Here is a 15,232-nt window from a genome sequence, read left to right on the forward strand (position 1 = left end):
AGGGCACGTGCTCAGGGGCACTTGCGCGTGCGCCGGAACTCGCTGGGCATCACCGCACTGCCCTGCCCGTGCAGGCCGCGGCCCAGGGCCTTGGCCTGGCGCTCCTGCTTCACGTAGGGCCCCTGGTCCCAGCGGGTGCGGATACTCCAGGCGTGGCCCTCGGACACCATGCGCGCGTTGATGTTGGCGCCTTCCAGCACCAGCTTGCCCTGCTTGCGGCTGGGCTCGCCGCGGCCCACGGTCTCCAGCGTCACCAGGCGGTCGCGCACCCACTCGGTCAGCGCTTCCTTGGCCTGCGCGCTCCAGTCCTGGCAGCTCTCGGGCGCATCGATGCCCGCCAGGCGGAGCTGGAAGGCCGGGCCCGTGACCGGCTGCACGAGCACGGTCTCGCCGTCGTAGACCTCGGTCACGGTGCCTTGCAGCGGCGCCGGGCCGGCGGCCACGCCAGCCGCGGTGGACAGGGCCAGGGCAGCCCCGGCCAGCGTGGAGAACAGGGGTGTCATGCGGGGGCTCCGGACATCGCCCGGATCATCCACCACACCAGCCCGCCCACCAACACCAGCCAGACGGCGACAACGAGAACTGCTCCCCACAGCAGCCGCGGCAGTTGGCCCGCCCCGGCCTCCGCCTCGCGCAGCCGCGCCTGCCACAGCGCCGGCGGCGTGAGCTTGACCACCAGCGCCACGCCCAGCGGCAGCAGCACCAGGTCGTCGAGCAGGCCCAGCACCGGGATGAAATCGGGGATCAGGTCGATCGGGCTCAGCGCGTAGGCCAGCACGGCGATGACCACCCAGCGCACGCTGCGCGGGGTCTCGGGGTGCTTGAACAGCTTCCACAGCGCCAGCAGGTAGACCTTCAGGCGTGCCGCGTTGGCGGCCTTGAACAGGCGGCCCAGGCGCTTCATGCGCGGCGGCTCCGGCGGCGTGGCGCGGCGGCCTTGCCGGGCGCGGTGGGCCCCGGCCCCTGCAGCGCGGCCTCGCCGTCGGCCAGCAGGCGCTCCAGGCGGTCCTTCAGCTTCTCGGTGCTGAGTTGCTCGCGCAGCCGCTCCACCATCAGCGGCAGGCTGAAGGGGCTGGGTGCGGCCAGGTCGACCAGATCGAGTTGCAGGCGTGCCATCGTCTGCAAGGTGGTGGCCAGGCGCTGCAATTCAAGCTCCTGCGACAGCACCTCGGTCTCGGCCTGGCCGAGCAGCCGGTTGCCGGCGTCGTACTTGCGGAAGACCTCGAAGAACAGGCTGCTGCTGGCCTGCACCTGGCGCAGGCTCTTGGGCGCGCCGGGGTAGCCGCTGAACACCAGCCCGGCCACACGCGCGATCTCGCGGAAGCGCCGCTGCGCGAGCTCGCCCGAGTTCAGGCTGGCCAGCACGTCGTCCAGCAGCGTCCCGGTGTCGAACAGCGCGGCCTGCACGTCGGCCGACAGGTCCGGCGGCTGCGCGGCCAGGATCTCCAGCCCGTAGTCGTTGACGCTGAGCGAGAAGGTGTTGGGCTGCGTGCGCGCCAGCCGCCAGGCCAGCAGCTGCGCCAGCCCGATGTGCACGTTGCGGCCGGCGAACGGGTACAGGAACAGGTGGTGGCCTTCGCGCGAGGTGTAGCGCTCGGCCAGCAGCCGGCCGCGCTGCGGCAGGTGCGACAGCCGCGCCTGCGTCTGCAGCATCGGCATCGCGGCCTGCAGCTCGGGGCTGTCGAAGCGGCCCTGCGCCGCGCCGTCCAGCAGTGCCAGCACGGCATCGGCCATCTCGCTGGACAGCGGCATCTTGCTGCCGGCCCACGACGGCACCACGCCCTTGGGCTTGGTGGCACGGCGCACGTAGGCCGCCATGTCCTGCGTGCGCACGTACTCCAGCACGCGGCCGGCGAAGACGAAACAGTCGCCCTTGTTCAGCCGCGCGATGAAGCCTTCCTCGATGGTGCCGATGGTGCCGCCCGACAGCCACTTCACCTGCATGCTGGCGTCGCTGACGATGGTGCCGATGGACAGCCGGTGGCGCTTGGCGATGCCGCGGTCGGGCACGCGCCACAGGCCGTCGACCAGCGCCACGCGGTGGTATTCGGGGTAGGCCGTGAGGCTGTCGCCGCCGCGTTCGACGAAGGCCAGCGCCCAGTCGAAGGCCGCGCGCGGCAGCGTGCGGTACGAGGCCGCGGTGCAGACCTCGGCGTACAGCGCGTCGGCCTCGAAGCCGCCGCCCAGCGCCACCGTCACCAGGTGCTGCACCAGCACGTCCAGCGGCTGCTGTGGCGCGTGGCGCGGCTCCACCTGCCCGGCCAGCGCGGCCGCGCGTGCGGCGGCGGCTTCCACCAGCTCCAGCGTGTTGGTGGGCACCAGCGTCACGCGGCTGGGCCGGCCCGGCGCGTGGCCGCTGCGGCCGGCGCGCTGCAGCAGCCGCGCCACGCCCTTGGCGCTGCCGATCTGCAGCACGCGTTCGACCGGCAGGAAGTCCACGCCCAGGTCCAGGCTGGAGGTGGCCACCACCGCCTTCAGCTGCCCGCCCTTCAGCCCGGCCTCGACCCACGCGCGCGTGCCCTTGTCCAGCGAGCCGTGGTGCAGCGCCACCAGGCCGGCCCAGTCGGGCCGCGCCTCCAGCAGCAGCTGGTACCAGATCTCGGCCTGGCTGCGCGTGTTGGTGAACACCAGCGTGGTCGCCGAGCGCGCGATCTCGTCCACCACCGGCTGCTGCATCTGCGCGCCCAGGTGGCCGCCCCAGCTGAAGCGGCCGGGCTCGGCCGGCAGCAGCGTGTCGATGACCAGTGTCTTCTCGACCCGCCCCTGCACCAGCAGCGCGCCGGGCCCGGCCAGCGTGTCCATCGCCTCGTGCAGGTTGCCGAGCGTGGCCGACAGCCCCCACACCACCAGCTGCGGGTTCCAGCGCCGCAGCCGCGCCAGCGCCAGCTGCACCTGCACGCCGCGCTTGCTGGCCACCAGCTCGTGCCATTCGTCGACGATCACCGTGTGCACGCCGCGCAGTTCGGTGTGCGCGTGCTCGCGCGTGAGCAGCAGGCTCAGCGACTCGGGCGTGGTGACCAGCGCGGCCGGCAGGCGCCGGTCCTGGCGCGCACGCTCGGCGCTGGGCGTGTCGCCGGTGCGCATGCCCACGGTCCAGCCCGGGCGCATCGCCTCCAGCGGCAGCTGCAGCGCCCGCGTGGTGTCGGCAGCCAGCGCGCGCATCGGCGTCAGCCACAGCACCTGCAGGCCCGCACCAGACTGCGCCCGCGCCAGCGCGCCCATCCACACGGCGTAGGTCTTGCCGCTGCCGGTGGTGGCGTGCAGCAGGCCGCTGCGGCCGGCGGCCATCGCGGCCCACACCTGGCGCTGGAAGTCGAAGGGCTGCCAGCCACGCGCTGCGAACCAGGCTTCGGCATCGGGTGGCGTCTGCAGGGTCGGCAGGCGGGCAGGGGTCTTCAGGCTCACGGACCCGATTGTTGGCCACAAGGGCTGGGCCTGCAGCGTGCGACACCGGACAATGCCGGCCCATGCACTTCGATCTGGTCGACCTCCGCCTGATGGTGCGCATCGCCGAGGCCAACAGCCTCACGCGCGGTGCGGAAGCCTCGTTCCTGTCGCTGCCCGCCGCCAGCACCCGCATCAAGAACCTGGAAGAGAGCCTGGGCACCAAGCTGCTGTACCGCACCAGCCAGGGCGTGACGCTGACGCCGCCCGGCCAGGCCTTCGTGCACCACGCGCGCACGGTGCTGGCGCAGCTGGAGAACCTGACCGGCGACATGCAGGAATACGCCAAGGGCATCAAGGGCCACCTGCGCATCGCGGGCAGCACGACGGCGCTGTCGGAGTTCCTGCCGCCGGTGCTCAGCGCCTACCTGCGCGCGCACCCGGACGTCAACATCGACCTGCGCGAGCGGCTCAGCCACGACATCGTGCGCGCGGTCAGCGAAGGGCAGATCGACATCGGCATCGTCTCGGGCCCGGTGCGCACCGAGGCGCTGCAGGCCATCCCGTACCGCAGCGACAGCCTGGTGCTGGTGGTGGCGCAGGACCACCCGCTGGCGCAGGAGCCCAGCGTGCCCTTCACGCGCACGCTGGACCACGACCACGTCGGCCTGCACGAAGCGAGTGCGATCCACGCCTTCCTGCGCCAGGTCAGCGGCGCGGTGCACCGCACGCTGCGCATGCGCATCGAGGTCGGCAACTTCGAGACCGCCTGCCGCATGATCGAAGCCGGCATCGGCGTCGGCATCGTGCCGCTGTCGTCGGCGAAGCGGCACGCCGAGCGGCTGGCGATCCGCATCGTTCCGCTGCAGGACGACTGGTCGCTGCGGCGGCAGTTCGTCGTGGTGCGGCAGCTCGAGGCGCTGCCGCCCTTCGGCCGCGACCTGGTGGACCTGCTGGTGGAAGACGCGCGCAGCGCGGGGGTGCAGGCGGCGTAGCCCCGGCTCAGGCCGCGTCGCGCAGGATCGCCTCGGCGCGCAGCAGCACCGGCCGGTCAACCATCTTGCCGTCCACCGCCAGCGCCGCGCCGCCCGACGCGGCGGCTGCGGCCAGCACACGCTGCGCCCAGGCGACCTCGGCCGCGGCCGGCGCGAAGCCCACGCGCACGCCGGCCACCTGCCTGGGGTGGATGCAGAGCTTGCCGCCGAAACCCAGGCGGCGCGCGCGCGCCACGTCGGCAGCCAGGCGCTCGGGCGCGTCCAGCGCCGTCGTCACGCCGTCCAGCGGCGGCGCGATGCGCGCCAGCCGGCTGGCCAGCACCAGCTCGCAGCGGAACGGCAGCAGGTCGTCCTCGCTCGCGTCGCGCAGGCCGAGGTCGACCTGGAAGTCGAGGTGGCCGAAGGCCAGCCGCTCCACCCCGGGAGCGGCCGCCAGCGCCCGCGCGGCTGCCAGCCCCGCGGCCGACTCCACCAGCGGCACCAGCGCCAGGCCCGGCCGGCGCGCGGCCAGCAGCGCCAGCACCGCGGGGTCTTCGGCCTTGGGCAGCACGACCGCCTGCAGCGCCGGCTGGTCCAGCACGGCCAGGTCGTCGGCGAACCACGCGGTGTCGGCGGCGTTCAGGCGCACGGCCACGCGGCAGGTGGCAGACCCGGCGAACGCCGCCAGCCAAGCCACCAGCGCCGCCCGCGCGCGGGCCTTGGCGTCGGGGGCGACGGCGTCCTCCAGATCGACGATCACGCAGTCGGCGCCCGCGGCCAGCGCCTTGTCGAACCGCTCCGACCGGTCGCCGGGTACGAAGAGCCAGGCGCGGCTCACGTGCACCCCTCGTCCGACGGGTACGTCGGCCGATCCCCCAAGGGGATGCGGGCCGGCTTGGGAGCGGCCCGGCGCTCGGCCCGCGATGCGGCGGTGGACACAGGGTGTCTCACGCAGACAGCCACGCGCCCAGCGGCACGGCGCCGTCGAGCGCCCACACGCGCGCGATCACGCCCTGCATCTCGGCCGCGCTGGCGCCGCCGCGGTAGGTCGCGAGCTTCAGCGCCTTGGCCTCCAGTTCGGGCCGGCTCAGCGTGTTGCCGGGGTCGCCCTTGGGTTCGTCGACGCGGCCGTGCAGCACGCGCCCGTCCTTCGTCAGCACCTCGACCTTGCCGATCCAGCGCGCCGGGTAGGCGGCGTCGACCTCGGCGTCGAGCACCATGTGCACGCGGTCGCGCAAGGCCTGCACACGCGCGGCGCGGTAGTCGGCGTCGAACTCGCCCAGGCCGGCATGGCCGTGCAGCGCGGCGATGGCCAGCACCGTGCCCATCGAGAACTTGGCCTGGTGCACGGTCTGCGGGTCCGTCACCGGGCCCAGCACGTCGATCGCGCCCTGGTGCACGAACGTGGTCACGCGCTCGATGTCGTCGGTGCCGAGCGCGTGCGTGCGCAGCACCTGCAGCAGCGCGTCGGCCGCCGGGTGGGTGTGGCGGCACGACGCGTGGTACTTGAACGAGGTCTCGGCCGTGGCCCAGCGCGTGCCCAGGCCGTCGACCAGCTTCGTGGCATCGGCATCGCTGGACATGCCTGCGGCCATGCCCTGCGGGCCTTCCAGGATGTGCTGCGCGCCGGTCAGGCCGTCGGCGGCCAGGTAGGCCGCGGCGAGGCCGGTGGAGGCGGCGTGCGCGGTGTGCAGCTGCTTGGAATCGGCCGCGTCGCGCAGGAACTCCCACAGCCCCGCGGCCTGCGTGCCGGCGCTGCCGAAGGCGTGCAGCATCGTTTGCGGCGTCAGCTCGAGCAGCCGCCCCACCGCGGCGGCCGCAGCGACCGAACCCGCGGTGCCGGTGGTGTGGAACACCTTGTAGTGCGAACGGCCCAGGAACTCGCCGACGCGGATGCCGACCTCGTAGCCCGCCACGCTGGCCACCAGCAGCTCGCGCCCGCTGCGGCCCAGCGCCTGCGCCACGGCGAATGCGGCCGGGAACACCACCGCCGCAGGGTGGAAGACCGAGCCGTTGTGCACGTCGTCCTGCTCGGCGAAGTGCGAGGCCGCGGCGTTGATGGCCGCGGCCACCAGCGGGCTGCTGCCGCGGCGGTGGATCAGCACCTCGCTCGCGCCGTCGGCCGGGCCCTGCGCCAGCCAGAAGCGCGCCAGCGCCTCCACCGGCCGCGCGCCCTTGCCGGCCAGCGCAGACGCGAACCAGTCGAGGAACAGGTCTTCGGTGCGGCGCAGCACCGGCGCGGGGATGTCCGCGTGCTGCAGCGTGGCCGCGAAGTGCGCCAGCGCACGACTCGGGTGCGGGCTGGGGTGGGTGTCGGTCATGCAGGCGTCCTTCAGACCGCGCCGGCAGCACGCAGCGCGGCGATCTCGTCGGCGCCGTAGCCCAGCTCGGCCAGCAGCGCGTCGGTGTGTTCGCCCACGGCCGGCACGGCACCGACCTGGGGTTCGAAGTCGTCGGGCAGCCCCGGTGCACGGAACACCGGCAGCGGGCCGCTGGGGCTGGGGGCCTGCACCAGCCGGCCGCGCGCCAGCAGCTGTTCGTGCTGCCACACGTCGGCCATCGTGTTCAGCCGGGCGTTGGCGATCTGCGCCGCTTCCAGGCGTTCGATGACCTGCGCTGCCGTGAGCTGCGCGAACACGTCCAGCACGATGGCGCGCAGCGCCGCACGCGACTCCACCCGCTTGGGGTTGGAGTCGAAGCGCGGGTCGCGCGCCAGCGCCGGCTGCTGCAGCACCTTGTCGCAGAAGGCCTGCCACTCGCGTTCGTTCTGCAGCCCCAGCATCACGGTCTTGCCGTCGCCGGCGGCAAATGGGCCGTAGGGGTAGATGGTGGCGTGCGCGGCGCCGGCCCGCGGCGGCGGCTCGGCGCCGTCGAGCGCGTAGTACAGCGGGAAGCTCATCCACTCGACCATCGCCTCCAGCATCGACACGTCGAGCCGGCAGCCGCGCCCGGTGCGGCCGCGCTGGATCAGCGCCGCGAGGATGCTGCTGTACGCGACCATGCCGGCGGCGATGTCGGCCACCGAGGCGCCGGCCTTCGCGGGCTCGTCGGGGGTGCCGGTGACCGACAGGAAACCGGCCTCGCTCTGGATCAGCAGGTCGTAGGCCTTCTTGTCGCGCATCGGGCCGGGGTGGGCCGGGTCGTCGCCGTAGCCGCTGATGTCGCAGACGATCAGGCGCGGGTGTGCGTCCTGCAAGGCGGCGTGCGACATGCCCATGCGCGCGGCGGCGCCCGGCGCCAGGTTCTGCACCAGCACGTCGGCGCGGGCCACCAGGCGCTGCAGCACCTGCAGCGCCGCCGGCTGCTTCAGGTCGAGCGTGAGGCTTTCCTTGCCGCGGTTGGTCCAGACGAAGTGCGAGCTGAGGCCGCGCGCGCGGCGGTCGTAGCCACGGGCCTGGTCGCCGCCGCCGGTGCGTTCGATCTTGATCACGCGCGCGCCCAGGTCGGCCAGCTGGCGCGTGGCGAAGGGGGCGGCGATGACGTGCTCGAGCGCGAGCACGGTGACGCCTTCGAGCGGACGCATGTCAGAAGCTCCGCGGCAGGCCGAGGATGTGCTCGGCCACGTAGGACAGGATCAGGTTGGTCGAGATCGGCGCCACCTGGTACAGCCGGGTCTCGCGGAACTTGCGCTCGACGTCGTATTCGCAGGCGAAGCCGAAGCCGCCGTGGAACTGGATGGCCGCGTTGGCCGCCTCCCAGCTGGCCTTGGCCGCCAGGTACTTGGCCATGTTGGCCTGCGCGCCGCAGGGCAGTTGCGCGTCGAAGCGGCGGCAGGCCTCCCAGCGCATCAGGTCCGCGGCCTCGACCTCGATGTGCGCCTCGGCGATCGGGAACTGCACGCCCTGGTTCTGGCCGATGGGGCGGCCGAAGACCACGCGGTCCCGCGCGTAGGCGCTGACCTTGTCGATGAACCAGCGGCCGTCGCCGATGCACTCGGCGGCGATCAGCGTGCGCTCGGCATTGAGTCCGTCGAGGATGTACTTGAAGCCCTGGCCTTCGGTGCCGATCAGGTGCTCGTGCGGGATCTCCAGGTTCTCGAAGAACAGCTCGTTGGTCTCGTGGTTGACCATGTTCGGGATCGGCCGCACCGTGAGGCCCTGGCCGATCGCCGTGCGCAGGTCAACGAGGAAGATCGACAGGCCTTCGCTCTTCTTCTGCACGTCGGCCAGCGGCGTGGTGCGCGCCAGCAGGATCATCAGGTCGCTGTGCTGGACGCGGCTGATCCAGACCTTCTGGCCGTTGACGACCCAGCGGTCCCCTTTGCGGACGGCCGTGGTCTTGATCTTCGTGGTGTCGGTGCCGGTGGTGGGCTCGGTCACGCCCATGCTCTGCAGCCGCAGTTCGCCGCGCGCGATCGGCGGCAGCCAGCGTTGCTTCTGTTCGGCCGAGCCGTGGCGCAGCAGCGTGCCCATGTTGTACATCTGGCCGTGGCAGGCGCCGGCGTTGCCGCCGCTGCGGTTGATCTCTTCCATGATCACGCTGGCCTCGGCCAGGCCCAGGCCCGAGCCGCCGTACGCCTGCGGGATCAGCGCGGCCAGCCAGCCGGCTTGCGTGAGCGCGTCGACGAAGGCTTCGGGGTAGCCGCGCTCGGCGTCGATGCGGCGGTGGTACTCGGCGGGGAAGCCGGCGCACAGCGCGCGCACGCCGTCGCGGATGTCGGGGTACTGCTCGTCGGTCATGGGTCGGTCGGCGGTCGGCCGTCAGTCGGTTCAGGCGGTTCGGGCTTCGGCGCGCATCGCCAGCTGGCCCGTGTGGTCGCGCGCCCACAGCGCGTAGGTGGAGCTGCCGTCGTCGCGGCCGCAGACGTGGAAGCGGTGGATGTCGAAGACCGGCCGCAGCGCGGTGAAGGCGAAGTGCCGCAGCCGCGCCTGCGGGCGCTCGCGGCGCAGCAGGTCCGCCAGCAGCGTGGCGATCAGCGGGCCGTGCACGATGAGACCGGGGTAGCCCTCGACCTCGGTGACGTAGCGGCGGTCGTAGTGGATGCGGTGGCCGTTGAAGGTGAGCGCGCTGTAGCGGAACAGCAGCACCGGGTCGGGCACGATCTCGCGCGCGAAGCTGGCGTCTCCTGGTGCGGTTTGCGCGGGCTGCGCTGCCGGAGCAGGCGCATCCGGCGCCGGCGCCTCGCGGTAGACGATGTCGTGCTCTTCGGCGACGGCCAGGCCGCGGGCGTTGCTGATCTCGTGCCGCACGGTCACGAACACCAGCGGGCCGCTGCGCCCGGCCTTGGCGTCGACGTGCGCGATGCGCGAGCGGCGCGTGATCTCGTCGCCCACCTGCAGCGGGTGGTGGAAGTCGAGCCGGCCGCCGGCCCACATGCGGCGCGGCAGCGGCACCGGCGGCAGGAAGCCGCCGCGCTGCGGGTGGCCGTCGGGCCCGATGTCGCGCGCCCGCGCCGCCGGCAGGAAGTACAGCCAGTGCGCCAGCGGCGGCACGTCGGCGCCGGGCAGCGGCTCGGGGTCGTCGCGGTCGAGCGTGGCCGCCAGCGCGTGCAGCGGCGCGGCGGTGACGAGGTCGCCGCGCTGTTCGGTGCGGCCGATCCAGCTGCGCCAGTGCACGAGTTGTTCGGCGAGAGTGGGGATGCTCATCGTGGGGCGGCAGCTTGCGCGCAAGTGCAGGCCGCGGCAATTCGGCTTTCGGGAAGCACGTCTTTCATGCAATCGAAGCCGCAGCCCGCGGCGGGTGCCTAGACTCTGCGCCGCACCCGAGCAAGCCACCAGGAGACCCCGCGATGACGACGACAATCCGCGCCGCCGTGCTGCAGGCCATGGGCCTGCCAGCCCCGTATGCGCAGAGCCGCCCGCTGCAGATCCTGGAGCTCGAGCTCGACCCGCCCGGCCCCGGCGAAGTGCGCGTGCGCGTCACGGCCGCAGGGCTGTGCCACTCGGACCTGTCGGTCATCAACGGCGACCGGCCACGCCCGCTGCCGATGGTGATCGGCCACGAGTCCGCGGGCGAGGTGCTCGAATGCGGCCCCGGCGTCACCGACCTCGCGCCCGGCGACCGCGTCGTGATGGTCTTCATGCCCAGCTGCGGCGGCTGCATGCCCTGCGCCGAAGGCCGCCCGGCGCTGTGCGAGCCCGGCGCCGCGGCCAACGGGGCGGGTGTGCTGCTGGGCGGCACGCGCCGGCTGCGGCTGGATGGTGCGTACGTGAACCACCACGTCGGCGTCTCGTGTTTCGCCGAGCAGTGCGTGGTGTCGCGGCGCTCGTGCGTGAAGGTCGACGCCGACCTGACGCCTGCCGAGGCGGCGCTGTTCGGCTGCGCGGTGCTCACCGGCGTGGGCGCGGTGATCAACACCGCCCGGGTCACGGCCGGCAGCACGGTGGCCGTGCTGGGGCTGGGCGGCGTGGGCTTCTCGGCGCTGCTGGCCGCGGCGGCCAGCGGGGCGCGCGCGCTGGTGGCCATCGACCTCAGCGAGAGCAAGCTCGCGCTGGCCCGCACGCTCGGCGCCACGGCCACCGTGAACGCCGCCAGCCCCGACGCCGCCGAGCAGGTGCGTGCGCTCACCCAGGGCGGCGTCGACTTCGCGTTCGAGATGGCCGGCGCCATCCCGGCGATGGAACTGGCCTGGAAGATCACGCGCCGCGGCGGCAGCACCGTCAGCGCCGGCCTGCCGCATCCGGACAAGCGCTTCGCGCTGCCGCCGGTGCAACTGGTGGCCGAGGAACGCACGCTGCGCGGCAGCTACATCGGCTCGGCCGTGCCGGCGCGCGACATCCCGCGCTACATCGACCTGTACCGCCGCGGACGGCTGCCGGTGGACCGGCTGATGGGCGAACAGCTGGCGCTGGACGACATCAACCGCGGCCTGGACCGCCTGGCAGCGGGCCAGGCGCTGCGCGACGTGGTGCTGTTCTGACCATCCAGGGAGCGGGCAAACCCGCGCTTTCACGAAAACGAACACCCGGCCGCTGCAGACGGCCGATCATCGACCGGCACCGACGGGCGCCGGCGCCATCAACCAGAGGAGACAAGCCCGTCGGGCGCATGTGACGCGCCGGCCCTCGATCCGTGAGGAGAACCCGATGAGCTTCCAACCCCGCTGGACGCGCCTGCTGCGCCCGCTGGCGACCCTGGCCTGCGCCACCGTGCTGACCGGCGCCGCCCATGCGCAGAACGACTGGTGCAAGAGCAAGTACGGCCCCAGCGACGAGATCGGCGCGGCCAACCTGCTGACGCCCGAGATGGCCCTGGCCGCGGCCAAGCTGGTGAAGACCGGCAAGGTCTACCGCCTGGGCGTCGAGACCAACTCCAAGACCCCCGCCTTCGGCCCGCGCAGCTGGGCGCTGGTGATCAACCAGCCGGGCCAGGTGGGCGGCGGCGGCCTCGGCCCCACCAAGACCAACTACAACGACGACATCTACATGGGCTATGTGGGCACCGGCTCGCAGATCGACGGCCTGGGCCACATCGGTGTCGACAACGTCTACTACAACTGCAACAAGAACGCCGAGTTCGTGCAGGCCAACGGCCTCACCAAGCTGGGCATCCAGAACCTGCCCGGCATCGTGACGCGCGGCGTGGTGCTGGACATGGCCAGCTACTTCGGCAAGAACCCGCTGCCCGAGGGCACGGTGTTCAACCGCAAGGAGATCGACGAGCAGGCGAAGAAGCAGGGCATCGAGATCCGCAAGGGCGACGTCGTGCTCTTCCACACCGGCTGGCAGGCGCTGGTGGGCAAGGACGACAAGCGCTTCATCAGCGGCGAACCCGGCCTGGGCAAGGACGGCGCGCTGTACCTCGCGAGCAAGCAGGTGGTGGCCGTGGGCGCCGACACGTGGGGGCTGGACGCGATTCCGTTCGAGCCGGGCGTGGGCGTGTTCGAGGTGCACCAGATCCTGATCGCGAAGAACGGCATCTACATCCTGGAGAACATCGACACCGCCGAGCTGGTGAAGGACAAGGCCTGGGAGTTCATGTTCACGCTGGGTGCGTCGCGCTTCACGGGCGGCGTGCAGGCCATCATCAACCCGGTGGCGGTCCGCTGATGCGGCGCGGCGCCACGGCAACGGCTGCGGCGCTGCTGCTGGCGGCTGGCGGCGCCGCGGCCCATCCGCACGGCCGCCTGGCCTGCCAGGTGCAGCTGGGGATCGAGGGCGGCCGGCTGGTCTGGGTGGCGCAGCGGCTGACGCTGGACGCGGCCTCGTCGGCCGCGCTGGCCGAGCGGCTGCAGGTCGGCGCGGCCGAGCCGCTGCCGAAGGCGGTGCTGCAGTTCCGCAGCCTGCTGCTGGGGCTGTTCCGCCACTCGGGCTGGATGCTGGACCTGCGTGCCGCCGGTGCCGAAGCCGCCGTGGCGCTGGACGACCGCGCGGCCACGTGGCGGCAGCGCGACGACGGGCGGCTGGAGCTGTCGCTGACGCTGGCGCCCACCGCGCCCGTGGCCGCACCGCCGGGCACGCCCTGGGCGCTGGCCTGCCGCGACCCGGTCTGGTACTGGGTGGGCGAATTCGCCGGCGACGTTGCCGGGCCGGCGGTGTCCGCAACAGGGGCGACCTGCGCGGTGCAACTCGACGGCCCGCGCGACGCCGCGGCCGAAGCCGCCGCCCTCACCGCCGCGGCGCGGGCCGCGGGCGCACTGGGCGCCGAGCAGGTGGCGGCGTCGGCCACGGCCACGCCGCAGCTCGGGGCCGGCCGGGCCGAGCTGCTGTGTTAGCGCGTCAGACGGTGCGCCCGCCGTCCACCGGGAACTCGACGCCGGTGATGAACTCGGCGTCGTCGCTGGCCAGGTAGAGCGCCGCCCGCGCGATGTCCAGCGGCGTCGACAGCCGCCCCAGCGGGATCGTCGCCAGGAACTTCTTGCGGTTCTCGGGCGTGTCGGGCATGCCCATGAACTGCTCCAGCAGCCCGGTGACGCCCATCACCGGGCAGATCGCGTTGACGCGGATGTTGTCCGGGCCCAGCTCCACCGCGAGCGACTTGCTCATCAGGTTCACGGCGCCCTTCGAGCTGTTGTACCAGGTGAGCCCGGGCCGCGGCCGGATGCCGGCGGTGCTGCCCACGTTCAGGATCACGCCGCTCTTCTGCTGGCGCATCAGCGGCACCACCGCGTGCACCATGTGGAAGATGCTCTTCACGTTGATGTCGTAGACCTTGTCGAAGGTCGCTTCGTCCACGTCGAGCAGCGGGCCGTTCTTGTGCGTCCAGCCGGCGTTGTTGACGACGATGTCGATGCGGCCGCCGAAGGCTGCGCGCGTGGCCTGGACGACGCCGTCGATGTCGGCGCGTTTCGTCACGTCGCAGCGCACGCCGATGGCATGGGGGCCGATCGCGGCGGCGACCTTCGCTGCGCCCTCGCCGTTGATGTCGGCCACCACGACCTTGGCCCCTTCGGCCGCGTACAGCTGCGCAATGCCTTCGCCGAAGCCACTGGCCGCGCCGGTGACGATGGCGATCTTGTCCTTGAGTCTCATGCTGTGCTCCTGATTCACTGACCGTGGTACTGCACGACCGTCTTCACCGTGCAGAACTCCTCCAACGCCATGAAGCCCTTCTCGCGCCCGTGGCCGCTGCGCTTGACGCCGCCGAACGGCAGCTCCACGCCGCCGCCGGCGCCGTAGGCGTTGATGTAGACCTGGCCGCAGTGCATGGCCTTGGCCACGCGCGTCTGGCGGCCGCCGTCGCGTGTCCACACCGCGGCGATGAGGCCGAAGTCGGTGGCGTTGGCGAGCGCGATCGCGTCGGCCTCGTCGTCGAACGGGATCGCCGCCAGCACCGGGCCGAAGACCTCGTCGCAGGCGAGCTGGTGGTCGCGCGGCACCGGGCCGAACAGCGTCGGCGCGACGTAGAAGCCGCCCGGGTGCACGCCGTCGGCGATGCGGCCTTCGGCCAGCACCGGGATGCCGCTGTCCTTGGCGCGGCGGATGAAGCCCTGCACACGCTGCTGCTGCGCGGCGTTGATCAGCGGGCCGCAGTCGCGGTCCTGCTGCGGCGTGCCCGCGCTGCTGGCAGCGAACTTCTGCGCCACCAGGCCGACGAAGCGCTCGTACACGCTGCGCTGCACCAGCAGCCGGCTGCCGGCCGAGCAGGTCTGGCCCGCGTTCTGCGTGATGGCCTTGATGACGAACGTGGCGCAGCGCTCCAGGTCGGCGTCGTCGAAGACGATGTGCGGGCTCTTGCCGCCGAGTTCCAGCACCACCTTCAGCGTGCGCTCGGCCGCAGCCTTCTGCACCAGCGTGCCGACCTCGGGGCTGCCGGTGAAGGTGACGAAGTCGATGTCGCGGTGCGCGGTGAGCGCCGCACCCGCTTCTTCGCCGAGGCCGGTGACGACGTTCAGCGCGCCCGCGGGCAGACCGGCCTGCGTGGCGATGTCGCAGAAGGCCAGCGGCGTCAGGCACGCGTCCTCCGACGGCTTCAGCACCGCGGCGTTGCCCATCGCGAGCGCCGGCACCACCGAGCGGCCGAACATCTGCGCCGGGTAGTTCCAGGGCAGGATGTGCGCGGTGACGCCGTAGGGCTCGCGCAGCACCACCACGTGGTAGTCGGCGAGGTAGGGGATCTGCGCGCCGTGCAGCTTGTCGGCGGCGCCGCCGTAGAACTCGCAGTAGCGCGCGGCCACCGTGATGTCGTTGCGTGCCTGCGAGAGCGGCTTGCCGGTGTCGCGTGCCTCCAGCTGCGCCAGTTCCTCGGCGCGCTCGAGCATCAGCGCGCCCATGCGCAGCAGGATGCGGCCGCGTTCGGTGGCCGTCATGCGGCCCCAGGGGCCGCGCAGCGCAGCGCGCGCGGCAGCCACCGCGCGGTCGACGTCACGCGCGTCGCCGCGTGCCAGCGTGTCGAAGACCTCGCCGGTGGACGGGTCGATGACGGGCAGGGTCTCGCCACTGGCGGCGGGTTGCCACGCGCCGTGGATGAAGTGCTGGGCCATGGGTGGCTCTCCG

14 protein-coding genes are annotated in these 15,232 nt (G+C 72.7%); 4 read left to right on the plus strand and 10 right to left on the minus strand.

All coding sequences use genetic code 11. The features are described 5' to 3' along the window. Window positions 1–11: 11 nt before the first annotated feature. From ACPOLB_RS10150 to ACPOLB_RS10160, 3 genes are read right to left on the minus strand one after another with little or no spacing between them, the layout of a single operon-like run. Window positions 12–503 carry a thermonuclease family protein gene (locus tag ACPOLB_RS10150; protein ID WP_425261230.1) on the minus strand — a complete coding sequence of 164 codons (492 nt, stop codon included), beginning with the start codon at window positions 501–503 and terminating at the stop codon, window positions 12–14. After that, the gene (locus ACPOLB_RS10155; protein ID WP_425261231.1) at window positions 500–904 is read right to left on the minus strand and encodes a YkvA family protein; all 405 of its coding nucleotides are present in this window, start codon (window positions 902–904) and stop codon (window positions 500–502) included. The genes ACPOLB_RS10150 and ACPOLB_RS10155 overlap by 4 nt, the downstream gene beginning before the upstream one ends. After that, window positions 901–3,405: a ligase-associated DNA damage response DEXH box helicase gene (locus ACPOLB_RS10160; protein ID WP_425261232.1), complete on the minus strand. Its 2,505-nt coding sequence runs from the start codon at window positions 3,403–3,405 to the stop codon at window positions 901–903. The genes ACPOLB_RS10155 and ACPOLB_RS10160 overlap by 4 nt, the downstream gene beginning before the upstream one ends. Window positions 3,406–3,467: 62 nt before the next feature. Here ACPOLB_RS10160 and ACPOLB_RS10165 point away from each other — a divergent pair, with 62 nt between their 5' ends. Next, a complete protein-coding gene (locus tag ACPOLB_RS10165; protein WP_425261233.1) occupies window positions 3,468–4,379 on the plus strand; it encodes a LysR substrate-binding domain-containing protein in 912 nt (303 codons plus the stop codon). Between the two features lie 7 nt (window positions 4,380–4,386). On the opposite strand, the gene ACPOLB_RS10170 is transcribed toward ACPOLB_RS10165, so the two are convergent. The 5 genes from ACPOLB_RS10170 to ACPOLB_RS10190 form a co-directional block, all read right to left on the minus strand. Beyond that, on the minus strand, window positions 4,387–5,196 hold the full coding sequence (locus ACPOLB_RS10170) for an HpcH/HpaI aldolase/citrate lyase family protein (protein WP_425261234.1): 810 nt from the start codon (window positions 5,194–5,196) through the stop codon (window positions 4,387–4,389). A 109-nt stretch (window positions 5,197–5,305) separates the two neighbouring features. Next, window positions 5,306–6,679 carry an MmgE/PrpD family protein gene (locus tag ACPOLB_RS10175; protein WP_425261235.1) on the minus strand — a complete coding sequence of 458 codons (1,374 nt, stop codon included), beginning with the start codon at window positions 6,677–6,679 and terminating at the stop codon, window positions 5,306–5,308. An 11-nt stretch (window positions 6,680–6,690) separates the two neighbouring features. After that, complete coding sequence (locus ACPOLB_RS10180; protein WP_425261236.1) at window positions 6,691–7,881, minus strand: CaiB/BaiF CoA transferase family protein; 1,191 nt, start codon at window positions 7,879–7,881, stop codon at window positions 6,691–6,693. 1 nt (window position 7,882) lies between these two features. Beyond that, a complete protein-coding gene (locus ACPOLB_RS10185) occupies window positions 7,883–9,037 on the minus strand; it encodes an acyl-CoA dehydrogenase family protein (protein WP_425261237.1) in 1,155 nt (384 codons plus the stop codon). Window positions 9,038–9,067: 30 nt separating this feature from the next. Next, window positions 9,068–9,943: an FAS1-like dehydratase domain-containing protein gene (locus ACPOLB_RS10190; protein WP_425261238.1), complete on the minus strand. Its 876-nt coding sequence runs from the start codon at window positions 9,941–9,943 to the stop codon at window positions 9,068–9,070. Window positions 9,944–10,086: 143 nt separating this feature from the next. On the opposite strand from ACPOLB_RS10190, the gene ACPOLB_RS10195 reads away from it, so the two are divergent. The 3 genes from ACPOLB_RS10195 (at window position 10,087) to ACPOLB_RS10205 (ending at window position 13,011) form a co-directional block, all read left to right on the plus strand. Next, a complete protein-coding gene (locus ACPOLB_RS10195) occupies window positions 10,087–11,217 on the plus strand; it encodes a zinc-dependent alcohol dehydrogenase family protein (RefSeq protein WP_425261239.1) in 1,131 nt (376 codons plus the stop codon). Window positions 11,218–11,383: 166 nt separating this feature from the next. Beyond that, window positions 11,384–12,346 carry a cyclase family protein gene (locus ACPOLB_RS10200; RefSeq protein WP_425261240.1) on the plus strand — a complete coding sequence of 321 codons (963 nt, stop codon included), beginning with the start codon at window positions 11,384–11,386 and terminating at the stop codon, window positions 12,344–12,346. Next, window positions 12,346–13,011 (plus strand): DUF1007 family protein, encoded by a 666-nt coding sequence (locus ACPOLB_RS10205; RefSeq protein ID WP_425261241.1) that lies wholly within the window; start codon window positions 12,346–12,348, stop codon window positions 13,009–13,011. Before ACPOLB_RS10200 ends, ACPOLB_RS10205 begins: the two co-directional genes overlap by 1 nt. Window positions 13,012–13,015: 4 nt before the next feature. Here the strand turns inward: ACPOLB_RS10205 and ACPOLB_RS10210 are convergent, their stop codons facing one another. Together ACPOLB_RS10210 and ACPOLB_RS10215 are read right to left on the minus strand one after the other, a co-directional pair. Then, window positions 13,016–13,768 (minus strand): SDR family oxidoreductase, encoded by a 753-nt coding sequence (locus ACPOLB_RS10210; RefSeq protein ID WP_425261242.1) that lies wholly within the window; start codon window positions 13,766–13,768, stop codon window positions 13,016–13,018. A gap of 14 nt (window positions 13,769–13,782) precedes the next feature. After that, the gene (locus tag ACPOLB_RS10215) at window positions 13,783–15,219 is read right to left on the minus strand and encodes an aldehyde dehydrogenase family protein (RefSeq protein ID WP_425261243.1); all 1,437 of its coding nucleotides are present in this window, start codon (window positions 15,217–15,219) and stop codon (window positions 13,783–13,785) included. Between the last annotated feature and the right edge of the window lie 13 nt (window positions 15,220–15,232).

The organism is Rubrivivax soli (genome assembly GCF_049810355.1).
In the GTDB taxonomy this organism is placed as follows: domain Bacteria; phylum Pseudomonadota; class Gammaproteobacteria; order Burkholderiales; family Burkholderiaceae_C; genus Rubrivivax.

Bases quoted from the DNA above. Each gene is read 5' to 3' on its own strand.
- ACPOLB_RS10195 (WP_425261239.1), top strand. From the start codon at position 10,087: ATGACGACGACAATCCGCGCCGCCGTGCTGCAGGCCATGGGCCTGCCA.
- ACPOLB_RS10185 (WP_425261237.1), bottom strand. From the start codon at position 9,037: ATGACCGACGAGCAGTACCCCGACATCCGCGACGGCGTGCGCGCGCTG.
- ACPOLB_RS10180 (WP_425261236.1), bottom strand. From the start codon at position 7,881: ATGCGTCCGCTCGAAGGCGTCACCGTGCTCGCGCTCGAGCACGTCATC.
- ACPOLB_RS10205 (WP_425261241.1), top strand. From the start codon at position 12,346: ATGCGGCGCGGCGCCACGGCAACGGCTGCGGCGCTGCTGCTGGCGGCT.
- ACPOLB_RS10200 (WP_425261240.1), top strand. From the start codon at position 11,384: ATGAGCTTCCAACCCCGCTGGACGCGCCTGCTGCGCCCGCTGGCGACC.
- ACPOLB_RS10165 (WP_425261233.1), top strand. From the start codon at position 3,468: ATGCACTTCGATCTGGTCGACCTCCGCCTGATGGTGCGCATCGCCGAG.
- ACPOLB_RS10150 (WP_425261230.1), bottom strand. From the start codon at position 503: ATGACACCCCTGTTCTCCACGCTGGCCGGGGCTGCCCTGGCCCTGTCC.
- ACPOLB_RS10215 (WP_425261243.1), bottom strand. From the start codon at position 15,219: ATGGCCCAGCACTTCATCCACGGCGCGTGGCAACCCGCCGCCAGTGGC.
- ACPOLB_RS10175 (WP_425261235.1), bottom strand. From the start codon at position 6,679: ATGACCGACACCCACCCCAGCCCGCACCCGAGTCGTGCGCTGGCGCAC.
- ACPOLB_RS10155 (WP_425261231.1), bottom strand. From the start codon at position 904: ATGAAGCGCCTGGGCCGCCTGTTCAAGGCCGCCAACGCGGCACGCCTG.
- ACPOLB_RS10190 (WP_425261238.1), bottom strand. From the start codon at position 9,943: ATGAGCATCCCCACTCTCGCCGAACAACTCGTGCACTGGCGCAGCTGG.
- ACPOLB_RS10210 (WP_425261242.1), bottom strand. From the start codon at position 13,768: ATGAGACTCAAGGACAAGATCGCCATCGTCACCGGCGCGGCCAGTGGC.